Annotated in this window: 11 protein-coding genes and 1 pseudogene; 4 read left to right on the top strand and 8 right to left on the bottom strand. The window is 52.0% G+C overall.

The window, feature by feature from the left end; all coding sequences use genetic code 11:
- Positions 1 to 62: 62 nt before the first annotated feature.
- From J4F31_01775 to J4F31_01740, 8 genes are all read right to left on the bottom strand, one after another.
- Complete coding sequence (locus tag J4F31_01775; protein ID MCE2495311.1) at positions 63 to 245, bottom strand: T9SS type A sorting domain-containing protein; 183 nt, start codon at positions 243 to 245, stop codon at positions 63 to 65.
- A gap of 36 nt (positions 246 to 281) precedes the next feature.
- A complete protein-coding gene (locus J4F31_01770) occupies positions 282 to 611 on the bottom strand; it encodes a hypothetical protein (GenBank protein MCE2495310.1) in 330 nt (109 codons plus the stop codon).
- An 18-nt stretch (positions 612 to 629) separates the two neighbouring features.
- On the bottom strand, positions 630 to 1595 hold the full coding sequence (locus J4F31_01765) for a hypothetical protein (protein MCE2495309.1): 966 nt from the start codon (positions 1593 to 1595) through the stop codon (positions 630 to 632).
- A gap of 253 nt (positions 1596 to 1848) precedes the next feature.
- Positions 1849 to 2946, bottom strand: a complete 1098-nt coding sequence (locus J4F31_01760) for a hypothetical protein (protein MCE2495308.1) — start codon at positions 2944 to 2946, stop codon at positions 1849 to 1851.
- 42 nt (positions 2947 to 2988) lie between these two features.
- Positions 2989 to 9957, bottom strand: coding sequence for a SprB repeat-containing protein (locus J4F31_01755; protein MCE2495307.1), 6969 nt, complete (start codon positions 9955 to 9957; stop codon positions 2989 to 2991).
- A 188-nt stretch (positions 9958 to 10145) separates the two neighbouring features.
- Positions 10146 to 10640, bottom strand: a complete 495-nt coding sequence (purE, locus tag J4F31_01750; GenBank protein ID MCE2495306.1) for a 5-(carboxyamino)imidazole ribonucleotide mutase — start codon at positions 10638 to 10640, stop codon at positions 10146 to 10148.
- 23 nt (positions 10641 to 10663) lie between these two features.
- Positions 10664 to 11803, bottom strand: a complete 1140-nt coding sequence (locus tag J4F31_01745; protein MCE2495305.1) for an ATP-binding protein — start codon at positions 11801 to 11803, stop codon at positions 10664 to 10666.
- Between the two features lie 9 nt (positions 11804 to 11812).
- Complete coding sequence (locus tag J4F31_01740) at positions 11813 to 12970, bottom strand: 5-(carboxyamino)imidazole ribonucleotide synthase (protein ID MCE2495304.1); 1158 nt, start codon at positions 12968 to 12970, stop codon at positions 11813 to 11815.
- Positions 12971 to 13035: 65 nt separating this feature from the next.
- Here J4F31_01740 and J4F31_01735 point away from each other — a divergent pair.
- From J4F31_01735 to J4F31_01720, 4 genes and pseudogenes are all read left to right on the top strand, one after another.
- Positions 13036 to 14164, top strand: a pseudogene (locus J4F31_01735) (adenylate kinase).
- 2 nt (positions 14165 to 14166) lie between these two features.
- Positions 14167 to 15174, top strand: a complete 1008-nt coding sequence (gene obgE / locus J4F31_01730; GenBank protein MCE2495303.1) for a GTPase ObgE — start codon at positions 14167 to 14169, stop codon at positions 15172 to 15174.
- Positions 15164 to 15736, top strand: a complete 573-nt coding sequence (locus J4F31_01725) for a phosphatase PAP2 family protein (GenBank protein MCE2495302.1) — start codon at positions 15164 to 15166, stop codon at positions 15734 to 15736. The genes obgE and J4F31_01725 overlap by 11 nt, the downstream gene beginning before the upstream one ends.
- Positions 15737 to 15748: 12 nt before the next feature.
- Complete coding sequence (locus tag J4F31_01720) at positions 15749 to 16126, top strand: CrcB family protein (GenBank protein ID MCE2495301.1); 378 nt, start codon at positions 15749 to 15751, stop codon at positions 16124 to 16126.
- Positions 16127 to 16566: the final 440 nt, after the last annotated feature.

Genomic DNA, 16566 nt, shown 5'->3' with positions numbered 1-16566 from the left:
GGGTAGGTCGGGGCCTTAAAATGGCCCTTGGTGCTACAGGAATAAATTAGTCGAAATTGGACTTAATGCTGAACTACGAAAGGTAGAACCTCCGTGTTTTGGTCCGTTGTGATGCGCAGAAAGTACTTGCCGTTCGACCACCGAGCCACGTCGATGACTTCCGGAAGGTAGTCCTCGCCACTGATGACCGTGCGGCCACTAATATCGAGCACCGCCCATGAACGGACATCCAGTTGGCCATCCACCCGTAAGGTGTGAGCAGTAGGATTGGGGTAGAGAGATCAAGTTTGAGAGAAAGACTCTGACATGCCTACGGTCGTGAACTGGTAAGGTGCAGATATAGCCGAACAGCTGAAGGGCGAGGTGATCGTGACGGTGTACTCGCCGTCTTGCGGAGCAGTGATGGTTTGGCTCGTGTAACCGGCCATCGGAGAGCCGTTTAACTGCCATTGATAAACGTACCCCGTTGGCTGCGCCATAAGGTCGTGGCCATTTTGTTGAATGGTTGGTGTCGGGGGCAGGTCGTGCACTTCCACAGAAACGGTATCGATATCAATGCAGCCGTTGATATCCACGGTGTACAGGAGCTCGTGCATTCCGGGACCCGCCAATCCAGGATCGAAGGTGTTCTAGGCGATTCCGGGGCCGGAGAATAGGCCTCCGGTCGGGGACGCATCGAGCAGTGTGGGTGAAGCGTCGAGGCAGGGATCGGTCGGATATACGAGCCACTGTGCTTGGGGTTGGAGCTTTATTTCGTAGTAACGCGTCACGGTGTCGGAGCAAGGGCCGTTTGAAAGAACTTGAGTGTAGCTGTGCCATCCGATGGAGGCGGTGTCGGTGCCGACGGATAGTCCCTGAATGCTTTGAATGCCGCTGTTTTGGCACCACGAGGCCGAATCGGAGGCAGGCAGGTTGGATATTCCGGAATATACAAAAGTGTACTCGGCAGTATCTGCGGGACAGGGGGCTTGGGATACCACGTAGAGGTGCGTTCCTATTCCGGCCGCGGAATTACCGTCGATGGGGTTTCCTAGATAATCGAACCACGAGCCTCCCGAGGCGGTCGACGGATCAAGGACGCTGGAAAGAGGAGGGGTCGTTAGGGTGCAAAGGGTGTCAACATAATCTGATCCGGCCGTAATCGGGGTTGTGACTTGCAGGTAGAGCGAGTCTGAATCGGTGAATTGGTCGTCCCACGCCAAAAAGGTGTACCAGCCGGATGAGGTGGGTGTAAAGGTTACCGGGTTGGTGTTGAATGTCGTGTCGGGGGTGGTCCACCGGAGTGAATCGTAGGGCAGGCCATTGTTGTCGATCGTGGCCTGGAGGGTGAAGTCGGATCCGGTGCACAATGTATCGTTGTTACCCGCCAAAACATTGAGCGGGCTATTGACGAAGATCTGAACGATCCGGCTTATGGAGCATCCGGTGAGTTGATCAGTGGCTGTAACGAAGGCATTTAGGTCGTCGTACAAGATCCGGGTGGTTGGGTGTTGAGTATTTTCACCGGTCAGTGGGATCGACGGAAGCCAGCTGTAAGCATAGTTTCCGAAACCGCCTGAGGCAGTAGCGCCCAAGGTGGCCGATTGACCCGCCATAATGGTCACGTTGGGTGCAAATAGCGAGAGGTCGGCGTGGCGGATGTATACCGCAGTGTCCCACGTTGACCCACATTGCAGGGAAGTGCCCTTTAAGAATACGAAGTGGGTATCGACGGCGGTTAATAGCGGCGGAGCAACACTATCGCCCGTTGCCCATACGGTTGTGGTGTCGGGATAGTACCAAATGGACTCTTCTCCAATTCCGGAATTTACGAGCCATGGGAAGGTGTCATCAATACATATGTCAGCTTCATTTGCTTGGGGGGGTTGGAAAGGTATCTACGAAAACCGTAAGTGTTGTATCGATAGAACGACGAAGTACGGTGTCTTCCACGGTTATCGTAAACGTGTGATTCCCGGCCGAAGTCGGATCGAATAACCAACCATTATCGCTTCCTACGTGGTCCGTAATCTGCAAAACCCATTCACCATTTATTGGAGAACCAACTAACTGTGAAAAGAACTCCTCGGGTAAGTAAGATCCTACAGGCATATGGAATCCAGTTCGGTAGAATCCTTGGTTGTCGGTATATGTATAGTAAACCGAGGATTGATTCCCTAGTGTTCCAAAGTCTGGTTGGTTCTCTGTAAAACAATAAGTGTATCCAACTCCGGCTGCATCGTTTGAGAAGGTATAGTTTACGGGTTCACCAAGGTTAGCTGACGAAAATGCGGATTGCGGATACACAACTACAGAATCGCCGGATGGAGCATATAGAATCATACTGATATCTCCCACCCAACTATGCTCTATGTTCAGACAAATTGAAACCAAATCCGATGGCTGAAGAATGCCGTCGTTTGACGAGTAGCAATCGACGATCAGAGTGTCTCGATATGTGGTATCCGGAGTATCAGTAGTTTCGTCTTCCAGTAGAACGGGCTCTAGTCTAAGCGAGTCACACTTCTTTACGAGCGTATCTGGCTCAAACGAGTCAAACTGAAAATAAGCCGTTCCATGGAAACAAATAGAATCGCTCCAACTCAAACCACTCCAGTTTAATGACTCGCTGACCAAAAAATAAATAGGTTGAAGCGAACTTTTACAGCTGTTGGATTCGACCTGAACTCCTCCTTCAAAGAATCCTTTATCATTTAAAACAAGATCTACCGTATCACCGATCGTTGTTGTTCCATTTCCTACATACCATTTGAAAAAAGAGGTATCGGTCAGCGAAGCTGGGGCGGTAGCAAATAAATGGGCGGTGTCTCCCGTGGTTAAAAAAATGGTGTCTGAACTTCCGTCCAGATCCCCCCAATTGAAACTCAGATTGCCGCACTGAGCTAAGGCACTGAGTCCCGAGAAAATCAGAAAAAGAGATAATAAGAGTAAACGTATCTTCCGCATGGCACCATCTGCAGTGCTCCAAAGGTGCAAAAACCCAAAGACTTAACGCTGTAGTAACATCCTGAAATGCAGCACTCGCTCACTGTCGCGCAGCACAAACGTGTAGTAACCATCTGCCAAATGAGTCATGTCGTATCGCCAACGCATCGGATCGCCCGCGGGCAGCTCACCTTCATCCACAACTTGCCCCATCGCATTTACCCATTGGTATTTTACGGCCTGCGGCCGGATTGGCAACTCTACGTATACCAAGTCGCGCGTCGGGTTCGGACACATCACCAAGTTCTGCCAGGCCTCTTCACTGAGGTCGGTCGCGTAAATAACGCTCACAAGTAGCGAATCCGAAATGTTGGTACAACCCCATTCGTTGATCAACATTACCTGATAATAACCAGTATCCGTGGCGGTCCATTTAATGATGTTCGAGTTGGGTATCGAATCGCCATCGAAGAACCATTGGTAATGGTAGAAACCCCAATCGCACACCAAGAAATTCAGCGTTTTGTTGATTCCCGGTGTTGGCGGAGTCGGGTGTACGTCTATGTAGACCGACAAGGACGCTGTACAACCGATCGGATCTACATACGTATAAGTGCAAATGAAGCTTCCGGGACCTGTCATGCCGGGGTCAAAAACACTGTCGTTCACTACCCCGGGGCCCGAATAATAACCGCCTCCCGGTACACCCCAATCGAGTACTGCGGGCGGATTCTCTTGACAAAAGTCGGGAACGAAGCCCACCGTTACGGCCGGAACATCATTCACCTGAATATTGAAGATCGTGTCTGTGACACACCCGAATAGGTTGGTATACGTATAGGTGATCGAATGACTTCCCACTCCGGCGATCTGTGGAGAAAAAACGTTGCTCTGAACTCCCGGACCCGAATATGTTCCACCATTCGGAGACACACACGAAAGCGGCTGTGCACTTCCATTCGAACAGAACCCCGGTACTGTTCCGATACTAAGTGGCGAACCGGCCAAAACCGTGATCTGAGTGGTGTCGTAGTTCTCACAAGCTCCACCGCTGTTGTAGTAGTACACGATATCGTGTACTCCCGGCCCGGCGATGCCCGGTAAAAAGAGTCCGTTCACCACTATGTTTCCGATCCAGGTTCCTCCGGCAGGCGTTGCCCCTGTAAGCGTAAGTGCCGGATCACTCGAACAAATATCAGCCAGCACGGGCATGGTGATCGCCGGCACATCGGTGACCACTACTTCGATGGAATCGGCAATATAACAAGGGTCGCTGGGGAAACTATACAAGAGTTGATGTGTCCCTACGCCGGCTGCGGCCGGACTAAAATTACCGCCCGAAATACCGGGTCCGGTCAAAATACCTCCGGCAGGAAGTGAAACTGGCAAAGGCACCGGAGCATCACCAACGCACAAGGTGTCTGCAAATGGCCCAATGGCCGTAGCGACCGTAGCGTCAATAGTGAGGGTCAGCACGATGCTGTCGACACAGCCCGTAGATGGGTCTGTATAGGTGTACGCAATATCGTGTACTCCGGCTCCAGAGGCTGCGGGGTCGAGAACGAAGCTGGTTCCGGCTTGACCGATCACCGCGGTACTCGATGTGTAAATTCCACCAACGGGCTGGCCAAAGCTCAACGTGTCAGACCCTTGCGCGGTACAAAGGGCTGGAATTGCCGTTGAATCGATCGTCACTACCGGATTCGCTACCACTTGTATTTGGATGCTGTCGGTGAAGGTACAGCCACTCAGCGTAGTCGTGTAGAAGAACCAGAATGGGCTTGGACTGGCCACGGACGGATCAAAGATTCCCGTCGTAGTTCCACCGGCCCAGGTTCCGCCGGTAGGTGTGACCAAGGTGTTTAGGTCGAGGGTGCCACCACTCTGACAAATACTGTCGGGGGTGCTGAACACGATCGGATTCTGAATGGCACTCACGTCCATTTGATACACGACCTCACCGCAGTAATTTGAAATGCTGTAGTCATACACGCCGAATGGTCCAACCGTCGGATCCATCGTACTCGAAACCGATGCGCCCGTCGGATCCGCCCATCGCCCGGTGTCGGGCAAGGTAACGATGGTCGCAGCATTCAGCAACGAGGTCAAATTCACTGTAGAGCCCGTGGTGCACACCTGAACACTGCTTTGCGGCACCCACAGGTACGGTTCAACCAACTCAAATCCGACCGATACACTGTCCGTACATCCACCCGCGCTCACGACATAGGTCAAAGTGTGCGGCCCAAGTGTATAACCCGACAATAACTCGAATGTACCCGTAACTACCTGCCCGTCGATCTTATACGTTTCAGTGGCTCCTGTATTCGTTGTTGTTCCGCTTAAGAACAAGGTATCCTGCGTACAGAAGGTGTCGGCCGGTAAACTGAGGTTAAAATCGAGAATGGTAGCCGCGCTTACATAGAAAACGGCGGTATCGATTTGTGGAGCATCCACCACTGTTACACTGTACATTCCGACGGCCAAACCACTCAAGTCCTCTGTTGTGGTTCCATTTGACCAAACATAGGCAGGTGTTCCGTTGGCGCTAACGGTGAGGTCGATCGATCCGTCCGCGGTACCCAAACAAGTCTCATCGGTCACCGTACCTGAAAGGGTCAGAAGTCCGGGTTCGTTAACGGTGAAAAAAGCAGTACCCGTACACCCGTTCGCGTCGGTAACCGTGGTGTAATAGTTTCCTCCATCCAAGCCGGTAATGCTGTTATTACCGGTGATCGGGCCCGATGGGCCTTGCCACTGGTAGGTGTAAGGTTGAGTCCCACCCGATACCTGGTACGACACCGATCCGTCGCCCGCACCGTAGTTCGTAACGTCCGTCACAACGATCGGATTCACAATGGCAAGTGGATTGGCCGGTTGAGTTATAACGGGCGCAGGTAAGGTTACTGTACAGCCAACGTCATCTGTAATCACAACGGTGTAAAGTCCGGCCGGTATATTGGTCAAGTCTTCGGTGGTAGCACCATTGCTCCAAAGGAATGTGAAAGGCGGCGTAGCTCCGTTTAGATCCATAGTCAGGTCAATCGCTCCCGACGCATCTCCGTAGCAGTCCACAGCTGTCGTCTGGAAGCCGAACATAAAGCCGTTTGTCGGCTGGGTTAAGGTAAACACTTCAATCGCCTTGCACCCATTGTCGTCTGTAACCGTCAAAGAATAGCTTCCGGCCGAGAGGCCGCCAATATTAGCCACCGCGAAGTTGTTGCTCCATTCGTACGTGTAGGGCGATGCACCACCCGATACCGTGGTCGTTATGGCTCCGGTAGACTGACCGAAACAAAGGACGTCGCTTGGGGTTCCGGAAAGCGAAAGCACTGTCGGCTCGGTGATCGTAAAGTTCAGCGTTTGAGATTCGGTGGAAGTGGGAACGGCAGTAACGGTTACGGAATATTGGCCTGCGGCCAGATTCGCAACATCCTCCGTCGTTTCGCCGTGCGACCATTGGAATTGGTACATCGGTACGTCGGGTGGCGTAAAGCCCCCACCTACGGAGATATTTATGGCTCCCGAATTGTCGCCGTTACAATTGACGTCGGTATGTGCGCCGCTCGCCGTCAAAGGCCCTGGCTGTGATACCACGAGGTTCGATAGGAATTGTGAACAGCCATTTCCGTCGACGATGGTCACTGAGTAGGTTCCGGCCGATAAGCCCGATTGATTCTGTGTCGGTGGCAGTCCGTTCGACCATAAATAGGTATAGCCCCCTGATCCGCCCGAAACCGTGAGGTCGATAGCACCATCGGATCCGCCGTTGGATGAGACGTGTGTGATAGACGAATTGCCTGAAATCGCCTGTGGCTCAGTTACCGTGTAGCTTTGAATCACTTGACAACCGGAATTGTCCGAAAGAGTAACGGTATAGGTCCCGGGTCCGACATTGGTCAGTGAACTGGCGAAACTTCCGGTACTCCAATAGTAACTCGGAAAACCGGAGGGTGGATTGTTGGAATCGAAGTAGACGGCAACCGTAGCATCGGCTACGCCGTTACATGTTGTTGAGACGGAATAGGGCCCGGAAGTTCCAAAGGGCGTCGAAAGGTCAATGGGCACCGTAACGCTCGACTCGCATCCGTTGGTGGTTATCACATAGTCGATTTCGTCATTCGACCCGGTCAGAGCGCTTCCCTGAATAATTCCCGAAGGAACCAGTGCTCCGTTCAAATAAATGTCACCATTCAAGGGGGAAAAATAACCGGATTGGGTAAGGTCGAGTGCATCACTAGAGCAAACACTCAATGGATTCACAATGGCCGAGGGTCGGTTGTCGGCTTGAACGGTGAACGACTCGTTTTCACTGTACGAACATCCATTGTCATCAAGATAGGTGTAGGTGATGGTATAGGGCCCCCAAGTACTGATGTTCGACACATCAATGGTGTTTCCTGCTATGGTCGGGTAGGGTGTGGGGTTACCCGTGATCTGCCAGGATTCGGAACCAGAACCGCTTCCTCCCGTCACGGTCGGACTCGTCAAGGTATAGGTGCCCTGTGACTGACAAAAGATGCTCGTTTCAACGTAGCTGAAATTGGGTGGGTTCTCTACTGTTATGGTTACCTGAGCCGGACAGGAATTTAAGTTTTCGGCATAAGTAAGGGTGTGCGGTCCTAGCGACAGACCCGAGGCATCAATGATTTGGGCGCCAGTCGGGCCAGTGATTCCGGGACTTCCGGACCAAGTCCCACCAGCTGGCGTAGTAGGTAAGCTCAAGGTGCTTCCGGAACAAACTGTAGGGGGAAACGGTGTAAACAAGGTGCTTAAATCGGGAGACCAATCTACTGTAATGTCAAATTGATCTGTAACAGTACAACCATTGAATGTATAGGATACGGTAATGGTGTGTGTACCTCCACCAGCGGTCGAAGGAATAAAATTAGAACCGCTTACTCCTGCACTTGCAGACGTGAAAACGTGTAAGTTTTGGTTTTCCGGAAATAGCGAGTTCCATGTAATAGCGTTAAAAAGGGAGTATGGTGTGTTGTCATTATCGCAAAACGGACTCGGGTCTGCTACAGAGTAATCGGCGGTATTTACGACGTTGAAATTAAAGGTGTCTTTAAGGGTACATCCGTTGTCTTGGAAAGTAAAAATGAGGAAGTGCCCGCCCGTAGTTGTTAAAGTGGATGGGGCAATATTTACCGATGAAACCCCAGGCCCTTGAAGTGTTACGGACCCTACACTTTGAATCAATTCGAAAGTTCCATTGTATGAATTAGGTCCGTCAACGACAGGACTTGATACAGAAATAGTAGCGGCGTTTTGACATAGTGGGGTAGCAAATGGCGTCCAGTTGCTAATAGGGTTTTGGTAGGTATTGATCACAACGGGCGGAATATTAATCGTAATGCTTCCATCAGTTGCTGTACCCGTTATGGTGGTGTATGGATAATCATTCACGTTAACTCCTGCCGGATATCCTTGATTGACATTGGATACTGCACCATTTGAGGATGTTGCCACTAAACTTACGGTCCAGCTACCATCTAATTCTACTCCATTCAAATAGATCTCGATCAAGGGATTTGTTTCGGGGCATACCCAATACGGGGCGCTTAGTGTAGTTCCGCCTAAAACCACCTGTGTAGATACATTTACTTGGCTATATCCGATAGTAAAAGTTCCCTCATCGGTACATCCCATTGGTACCGTGGTTACAGTTACTGAGTAGTTCCCTGCTGTAAGGCCGATGATCGGGTTACTTGAGGTTGTCGTAATAGTTCCGGTGTTTGGTGGGCTCTGATAGCTGTATTGATATGTTTGTCCCATTGTCGCACCTGAAACCCCCAAGGCCACACTTCCGTCAGCGCTGGTTTGAGTTGTTGCTGAGCCCGGTGTTGTATTGTTTAAAAACGTGGCGTTTGTGCCTACCGTGGCAGTAAATGGTAGGTCTTCGTCACAACCATTTCCGTCTGTCACGGTAATGGAATAAGGGCCAGGGCATAAGTTGGATAATGTAATGTTTCCACCGGGGGTTATTAAGCTGCCAGGCGTGGGGCCATCCCAGGTTACGGTCATACTGGGTGTTGAACCGGAAACGATGAACGTATAGCTCGCATCACATGTATTAGAACATGTGCCCAAAGCGAAAGCTGTTGCGGTATAAATGATCGGTGGATCAACGAACAGGTCTATGGTCGTTTCTACAGTACAACCATTAACATCTGTAACGGTGAATTCGTAAACACCTGGGGTGAGGCCGATGAATACGTTGTTGATTCCGTTATTCACTGGAGCTCCGCCCGGCATAGTTGTAGCATTTACATAGGGTGCTCGGCCTCCAGAAACACTCAAAGCAACATCGCCAGTTGTTGTACATGTCGGTAGGTTATAGGTAGGAATACTCAAAGTCAAAGGGCTGGAGCAAGTTCCGGAAATGGTAGAAAGCAAGGCTGCGTGATTTACACTATTCGGCATTCCTGGAGTTTGATCTGCTGCGGCACTGCCGACAGAATAGTTGTTCTGGTCAAAATAATCGCCATTGCCTAAGCTATTAGTGAAATACACGGTTTGGCCACCTACGCCTCCGGATACCGTGATAATGGCGTTAGGACTGCTTGCATTGTTTCCCCAGCTGATGGCATGGATCGGAGAAGAACTTCCATTGGCTCGAATCTGAAATGAGTCGTCATCATTTCCCATCTGAATATCACCCCAACTAGCACCCGAAGCCCAACCGCCGGTAGCATAAGTGTTCGGGCCTGTGGAAACCGGTTGCGACGAATGTCCCTCAAATAAAGCAGAAGAAATAGGAATAATCAAAGAACAATTGCCATCGGTCAATGAAAGGTCATCTGCTGGTAATCCCGGTGGCGGATCAGTGTCGTTATAAATTGTAATACTCGTTCCTATAGGTACTTCGCTCCAAAAAGTGTTGTTCGGGTCGAATCGTGCCGCTCCAGTGGTAATTCCATATCCGCTGCCGGATCCAAAGTCGCCATTGTTGTCGTCGAAAATATAACCCCTAAGATCTAATGAGCAGCTGTTATGCTCTGTAACCAAGAACTCAATGAATTGCATGTTTCCTGAGGTTCCCTGAGATACCTCGGTAATCACAATACTCTGACCTATAGTCAGATGTGCAATAGCTAATAGAAAACCTAAAATCCTGTACCTCATAACCTCATCCGCGACTCGTTGAAAATACGAAATTCCAAAGCGAATTCGTTGGGTGCAAAGCTACTGGAATCATGCTACCTGAATGTGAATTAACCGCGATGTTTTGCCTCTAATTCCTCGGCCGACCGCAGCACCTTGTCTTTCAACTGCTGCTTGTACGACATGAGGTTGTTGAAAACTTGTTTGTTTTGAGTGCCCACGATCTGAGCCGCCAGGATCCCGGCGTTCTTGGCGCCGTCCAAGGCAACGGTCGCCACGGGCACGCCTCCGGGCATTTGAAGAATGCTCAACACACTATCCCACCCGTCGATGCTGTTCCGCGATTTCACCGGTACCCCGATCACGGGTAGTGGACTCAAACTCGCCACCATTCCGGGCAAATGGGCTGCTCCGCCCGCTCCGGCGATGATGGCCACAATGCCGCGTTCGTGCGCCGTTTTCGCGAAGTCGTACATGCGCTCCGGCGTGCGGTGCGCGCTCACGATCCCAATCTCGAATTCCACGCCCAATTCCTTCAAAATATCCGCGGCGTCTTGCATGACCGGCAAGTCGCTCTGCGATCCCATGATGATGGCTACTTTCATGTGTGTCTATTTACTTTTCAAAGCTACAGATTTTGAATCCACCGCGCGAACAACACGTCGTGCACCCGGTAATTTTCACGATCCCGCACAACGATCTCCTGCTCCAGCAGCTTCTTTAACGCGGTCTGAACCGAGGCCTGCGAGCCCAACCCGTTCTCGCGCAAGAAACTCGATTCGTACACCGATCTTACTCCGCCCGACAGCGCAATGGCCTTCAGCAAGTTCCACTGATTGTCCGTCAACAGGCGCACCACTTGCTGAAAAACGGACTTTTCCTGATCCAGTATTTCCCGCTGAATTTGATTTACCGCCTCAACGGCGGGATGTACCCCTGCGCCGTATAATTTGTTACACTGTAACTGTACGGCGTACGTCTGGCCCTGGGCCCAATCGTAGATGGCCATAGCTACAGCATCAGCCACAGCTACAGAGCCTTTGGCGAATTGGGCAGATATAAAGCGGGTATATACTTCACGTTCTATGGGTTCCAGGGAAATGTTTTGGGTAGATCGGTAAAAGGGTCTGTTCTTTTCGAGGAACATGCTCTCGAGTACCCCGCGGTGACTGCCGCAGTAGATGAAACGGATGTTCGGATAACTCTGGGCCCGGGAGCGAAACCAGGCCTCGCCGTCGAGATCTTCGTATTCCGATACGCGCTGAAACTCGTCGAGGGCGATCACGATCTTTTTATCCAAGGAAGTCAAGTAGTCTCCGAGAGTCTCTAAAGTGGAGCGGACAGGCACATCGGGCCGTAGGCCCATAGAAACTTTGGGCTGCCCCGTTTGGGCATTGAAGCTGATCTGCGCCCCGATGCGGCTCAACAGCTTTACCAGACCTGGCGATAGGCCGCCGCCGACCGATCCGAAGGTGCGAAGGATGCTGTCGGCAATGACGTTCAGGGCACCCGCGCCCGAACGCGTCATCAAGAGGTCGATGTATAGGGTCTCCCAACCCGTTTGCTCGAGCAATTCGAAGAATCGCTGCAGTAAGGCTGTTTTTCCGAGCCGGCGCCAGCCGAACAGTAATACGTTTCGCTCGTTGATGAGGTGATCGTGCAGGGTTTCGATCTCGCTCTCGCGATCGCAGAAATACGCCTGCCCACGATACCCCGATACCGGAAATGGATTGTTCGATTCGTTCATTATGCTAAATGCATAACGCAATTTACATAATTAATGTGAGATCACCTGGATAGCGCCTTTAACTTCTTCGGCTTTTTTGCGTGCATCGGCCATTTCGGGGGCTATCACGGTCACGTGGCCCATTTTGCGGAACGGACGCATATCCTTTTTGCCGTAAATATGTGGGTACGCGCCCTCCATGTGCAGCACATCGCCAATGCCTTCGTAACGCACCGGGCCATTGTGTCCTTCCGCACCTACGAGGTTCACCATCACGGCCGGAGCCTTGAGTTCGGTGCTGCCCAAAGGCAGGTTCAAGATGCCGCGAATATGCTGCTCAAATTGCGAGGTATACGCTCCTTCAATGGTCCAGTGTCCACTGTTGTGGGGACGCGGTGCTACTTCATTCACCAAAATATCCCCTTCCTTAGTCAGGAACAACTCCACGGCGAGCAAGCCGCAAATACCGAGTTCGGACGCCGTGCGTTGGGCCAGGGCGCGGGCCTTTTCCGCTACCTCATCAAAAACACGCGCAGGCGCCAACACGTATTCGACTTGGTTGGCCGTCGGGTGGAATTCCATTTCAACGACAGGATAACTCTTGACCTCGCCGCTCGGATTTCGAGCGACCACCACGGCCAATTCCATCTCAAAGGGAACCATCTCCTCAAGCAATCCGGGACCATCACCGATGTTCGCAAGGTCTGCATCAGTCCGTAGGACGCTCACCCCAAATCCGTCGTAGCCGCCGGTGCGACTCTTCCAAACACAGGGCAAATTCCAGCGACCGCTTCGAATAGCGCTCAACGCCTCCTCGCGGGTATTCACGAGCTCAAAGGGCGCGGTCGGTATCCCCTTTTCGCTGTAAAAATCTTTCTGCGTGCCCTTGTCCTGAATGATCGCCAGCACTTCGGGATCGGGGTGTACCGGAGTGCCCGAGGCTTTGATCTTGCGGAGGGCTTCGGTACTCACGTGTTCGATCTCGATCGTGAGCACATCCACGTTTTTGGCGAACTCGAGCACCCGCGCTTCGTCCTTGAGGTCACCCACTTCGAATTCATTGCTTCCAATACGGCACGGCGCTTCGGGCGAGGGATCCATCACCTTCGTGCGCAAGTCATATTTGCGCGTTTCGGTGAGCATCATTTTGCCGAGTTGACCGCCGCCGAGGACGCCAAGGGTGAACGAAGTGGAGAAAAGGTCTTTCATACCGCAGAATTTGAGGCAAAGATAGGCCGAAACATTTCGTATTTTCGCAAAAATCCGAGCCCAACATGGAATCCATCGAATTACACGGCAAGCATTTTCGGCCATTCATCACCGCCGAAGAGATCGAAACAGAGGTCAAGCGAGTGGCCGAAGAGTTGTATTCCGCCTACGGCGAGAAGGTGCCCTTATTCGTTGGTGTCCTCAATGGTGCCTTCATGTTCATGGCCGACCTACTCAGGCATTACCCGGGTAAATGCGACGTGAGCTTCGTGAAGGTGCGCTCGTATGTTGGAATGGAAAGCACCGGAAAGGTGACTGAGGTGATCGGGCTTAGCGATCGCGTGAAGGACCGCCCGGTGGTGCTTATCGAAGACATCGTCGATACGGGAAACACCATGGTGGCCTTGCACAACATATTTGAAGGTCACGACCCGGAGTCCTTAAAGGTCGCCACGCTGTTTTACAAGCCGGAAGCGTACAAACAAGATATTCCGGTCAATTTCATCGGCCGCGAGATAGGAAATGAATTCATCGTGGGGTACGGATTGGATTACGACGGACTTGGTCGTCACTTGCCGCACGTTTATGTAATTGAGGAATAAAGCGATAGACATGCTGAATATAGTACTGTTTGGTCCTCCCGGGGCCGGAAAAGGAACCCAATCACAGAACTTGATCGACAAATACGGACTGGTGCATTTGAGCACCGGCGATATTTTGCGCGGAGAGATCAAGGCCGGAACGGAACTCGGAATGGAGGCCAAGAAACTGATGGATCGCGGCGAGCTTGTGCTCGATGAAGTGGTGATCGGTATGATCAGCCATCGGATCGAGGAGCACAAGCACGGGGCCGGATTCATTTTCGATGGATTCCCGCGTACGCAGGCTCAAGCCAAAGCGCTCGATGTGCTGCTCGAACTTAAAGGCACTGAGATCACCTGCATGCTGGCCCTCGCTGTGCCGGATCAGGAATTGATCGATCGATTGCTCGAACGCGGAAAAACCAGCGGACGAGCCGACGACCAAAACCAAGAGATCATCGGAAACCGCATCTCGGTCTACAACCGCGATACGGCACCCGTAAAAGAATACTACGCCGCTCAAGGAAAGCTCCACGATGTGGACGGACTAGGCAGTATCGAAGAGATCACCGATCGCCTGGCCGAAGCCATTGAGCAGGCGACCGAAGCTTAAGCATGGCCGATTCTAATTTTGTCGATTACGTCAAAATCTTCTTCGCTTCCGGTAAAGGAGGCGCGGGAAGTCATCACTTGCTTCGTACCCGAACCAACGCCAAAGGCGGACCGGATGGGGGCGATGGCGGGCGTGGAGGTCACGTGATCCTGCACGGAAACGCCCAGCATTGGACCTTGTTGCCGCTGAAGTACCGAAAACACATCAAAGCCGAACACGGCAAACCGGGGGGTAAGAGTACCTCTACGGGAGCCGATGGCAAGGATCAGGTCGTGGACGTTCCACTGGGCGTGATCGCCAAAGATCCCGACACGGGCGAAGTGCTTTTCGAGGTGACCGAAGATGGCGAGGAAGTAATCTTGCTCCCGGGCGGAAAAGGAGGGCTCGGCAACTGGCATTTCAAGAGCTCCACCTTTCAAACTCCACGGTTTTCTCAGCCGGGTGAAGATGGTCAAGAGGCTTGGGTGGTGCTCGAACTCAAAGTACTGGCCGATGTAGGACTCGTCGGCTTCCCCAATGCGGGTAAATCGACCCTGCTTTCGGTGCTCAGCGCCGCAAAACCCAAGATCGCGAATTACGCCTTCACGACCTTGGTGCCCAACCTGGGGATCGTACCGTATCGCGATCACCGCAGCTTCATCATGGCTGATATTCCCGGAATCATCGAAGGGGCGAGTGAAGGTAAAGGACTCGGACATCGATTCCTGCGCCACATCGAGCGGAATTCTACCTTGCTGTTTCTGGTACCGGCCGATGCCGATGACATTGCCAACGAGTACAGTATCCTGCTCGAGGAATTAAGGAAATACAATCCCGAGTTGCTCGACAAAAACCGAATCTTGGCCATTTCCAAGAACGATATGCTCGACGATGAGCTACGGGCCGAAATACGAAAAACGCTTCCGACCGACATTCCACACCTGTTCATATCGTCCGTAGCGCAGCAGGGGCTCGATCAGCTCAAGGACATGATCTGGGAGCGACTTCACGCCAACGATCATGCTGAATAAGCTCATTGAATACGACTGGCAGCTCACCTTGTGGCTGAATAATCTGGGAACCGAACGGTGGGATGGCTTTTGGTTGTGGATCACCGAAGCATCGCACTGGTACTGGATGTACGCCGTAATCATCGCACTCTATTTTGTGCTCGACCGCCTGTGGGGTTTTGCGGCCCTGGCCGCCACGCTCATCACCTTCGGATTGGCCGATTGGCTCAGCGTCAACGCCTTCAAGATCGTCTTCGAACGACTGCGCCCCTGCCATCAGGAAGGTGTTATGGAATTCATCCGCCTCGTGCCCGAAGGCTGCGGCGGCGAATTCGGATTCGTGAGTTCCCACGCCGCCAACACCTTCGCCCTCGCGTATTTCTTCATCCGCTATTTCACGCGCTACTGGAAATACAGCGAAGCCCTCTTCGCTTCGTGGTGCGTACTCTCCGCGTACAGCCGGGTGTATCTGGGCGTCCATTATTTGGGCGACATCGTCGGGGGAGCTATCTTGGGTACCGTAATCGGGTGGCTTGTTTTTTCGGCCTACGGCCTGATGGAGAAACGTTACCGCCCACTCTAAATCGTACTTGCCTTGCAACTCTACTTGGCTATTTTCATCGGGGGAGGACTCGGATCATTGGCGCGTTTCGCCACCGGAAAAGCCGCCGTTTCCCTCATGCCCAGGGCTTATTTCCCAGTCGGAACCTTCGCGGCCAATATGCTCAGTATCGTCGTTTTTGCATTGGTCTTCAACTGGCTTCAACGCCAACAATTGACCCTCAGTGCCGAAACCTGGCGGGCCGCACTCTTGGTCGGGTTCTGCGGCGGATTCTCCACCTTCTCCACCTTCAGTTTCGAAACTTTCGAGCTCTTTAAAATGGGCCATACCGGTTGGGCCATCGCCAATGTGGTGGTGAGTGCGTTGGTCGGGGTAGGGGTGTTTGCGTTGTTGCTTAAAGCAAATATTTAATAAATTCATTCAGCCTTCGGCTGAGTGAATTTGGCTATCGCCAAGTCAATTCCTAACGGAGTTGATAGCCATTGACTCGCGCGCAGCGCGAATTTACTTCCGCAAAGCCGAAATTAGTTGCTCCGTATCAGGTTCGCCTTCGGCGAATCAGGTTTCTCTTCGCGAAATCAGAAAAAGCCCATTCTCCAAATCAGGCCCGGTTATTAAGAAGGAGGTAAACTGATCTCGCGCAGCGAGACCTGATTCAAAGAAACTGATCAAGCTTGATTTGACCTGACTTTCAGTTAGACCTGATCCGCTGGACTTGATCAAACTTGTCTTGGCCTAGGCTTATCCTTATTACTTTTGGGCTAACCTTTTAAAGGATCAGGTCTTTTTTATGGGGAGTAGCAGGATCAGGCGAATACTTTTTGGAGTCTATAGAGGAACAGTTTCGTATC

It is taken from the genome of Flavobacteriales bacterium (assembly GCA_021296215.1).
Lineage (GTDB): Bacteria > Bacteroidota > Bacteroidia > Flavobacteriales > ECT2AJA-044 > ECT2AJA-044.
The sequence above is the reverse complement of the archived record's forward strand: the minus strand, read 5'-3'. Positions and strand labels throughout refer to the sequence as shown.

Bases quoted from the DNA above. Each gene is read 5' to 3' on its own strand.
- J4F31_01760 (MCE2495308.1), bottom strand. From the start codon at position 2,946: ATGCGGAAGATACGTTTACTCTTATTATCTCTTTTTCTGATTTTCTCG.
- J4F31_01765 (MCE2495309.1), bottom strand. From the start codon at position 1,595: ATGGCGGGTCAATCGGCCACCTTGGGCGCTACTGCCTCAGGCGGTTTC.
- purE (MCE2495306.1), bottom strand. From the start codon at position 10,640: ATGAAAGTAGCCATCATCATGGGATCGCAGAGCGACTTGCCGGTCATG.
- J4F31_01755 (MCE2495307.1), bottom strand. From the start codon at position 9,957: ATGCAATTCATTGAGTTCTTGGTTACAGAGCATAACAGCTGCTCATTA.
- J4F31_01740 (MCE2495304.1), bottom strand. From the start codon at position 12,970: ATGAAAGACCTTTTCTCCACTTCGTTCACCCTTGGCGTCCTCGGCGGC.
- obgE (MCE2495303.1), top strand. From the start codon at position 14,167: ATGGCCGATTCTAATTTTGTCGATTACGTCAAAATCTTCTTCGCTTCC.
- J4F31_01725 (MCE2495302.1), top strand. From the start codon at position 15,164: ATGCTGAATAAGCTCATTGAATACGACTGGCAGCTCACCTTGTGGCTG.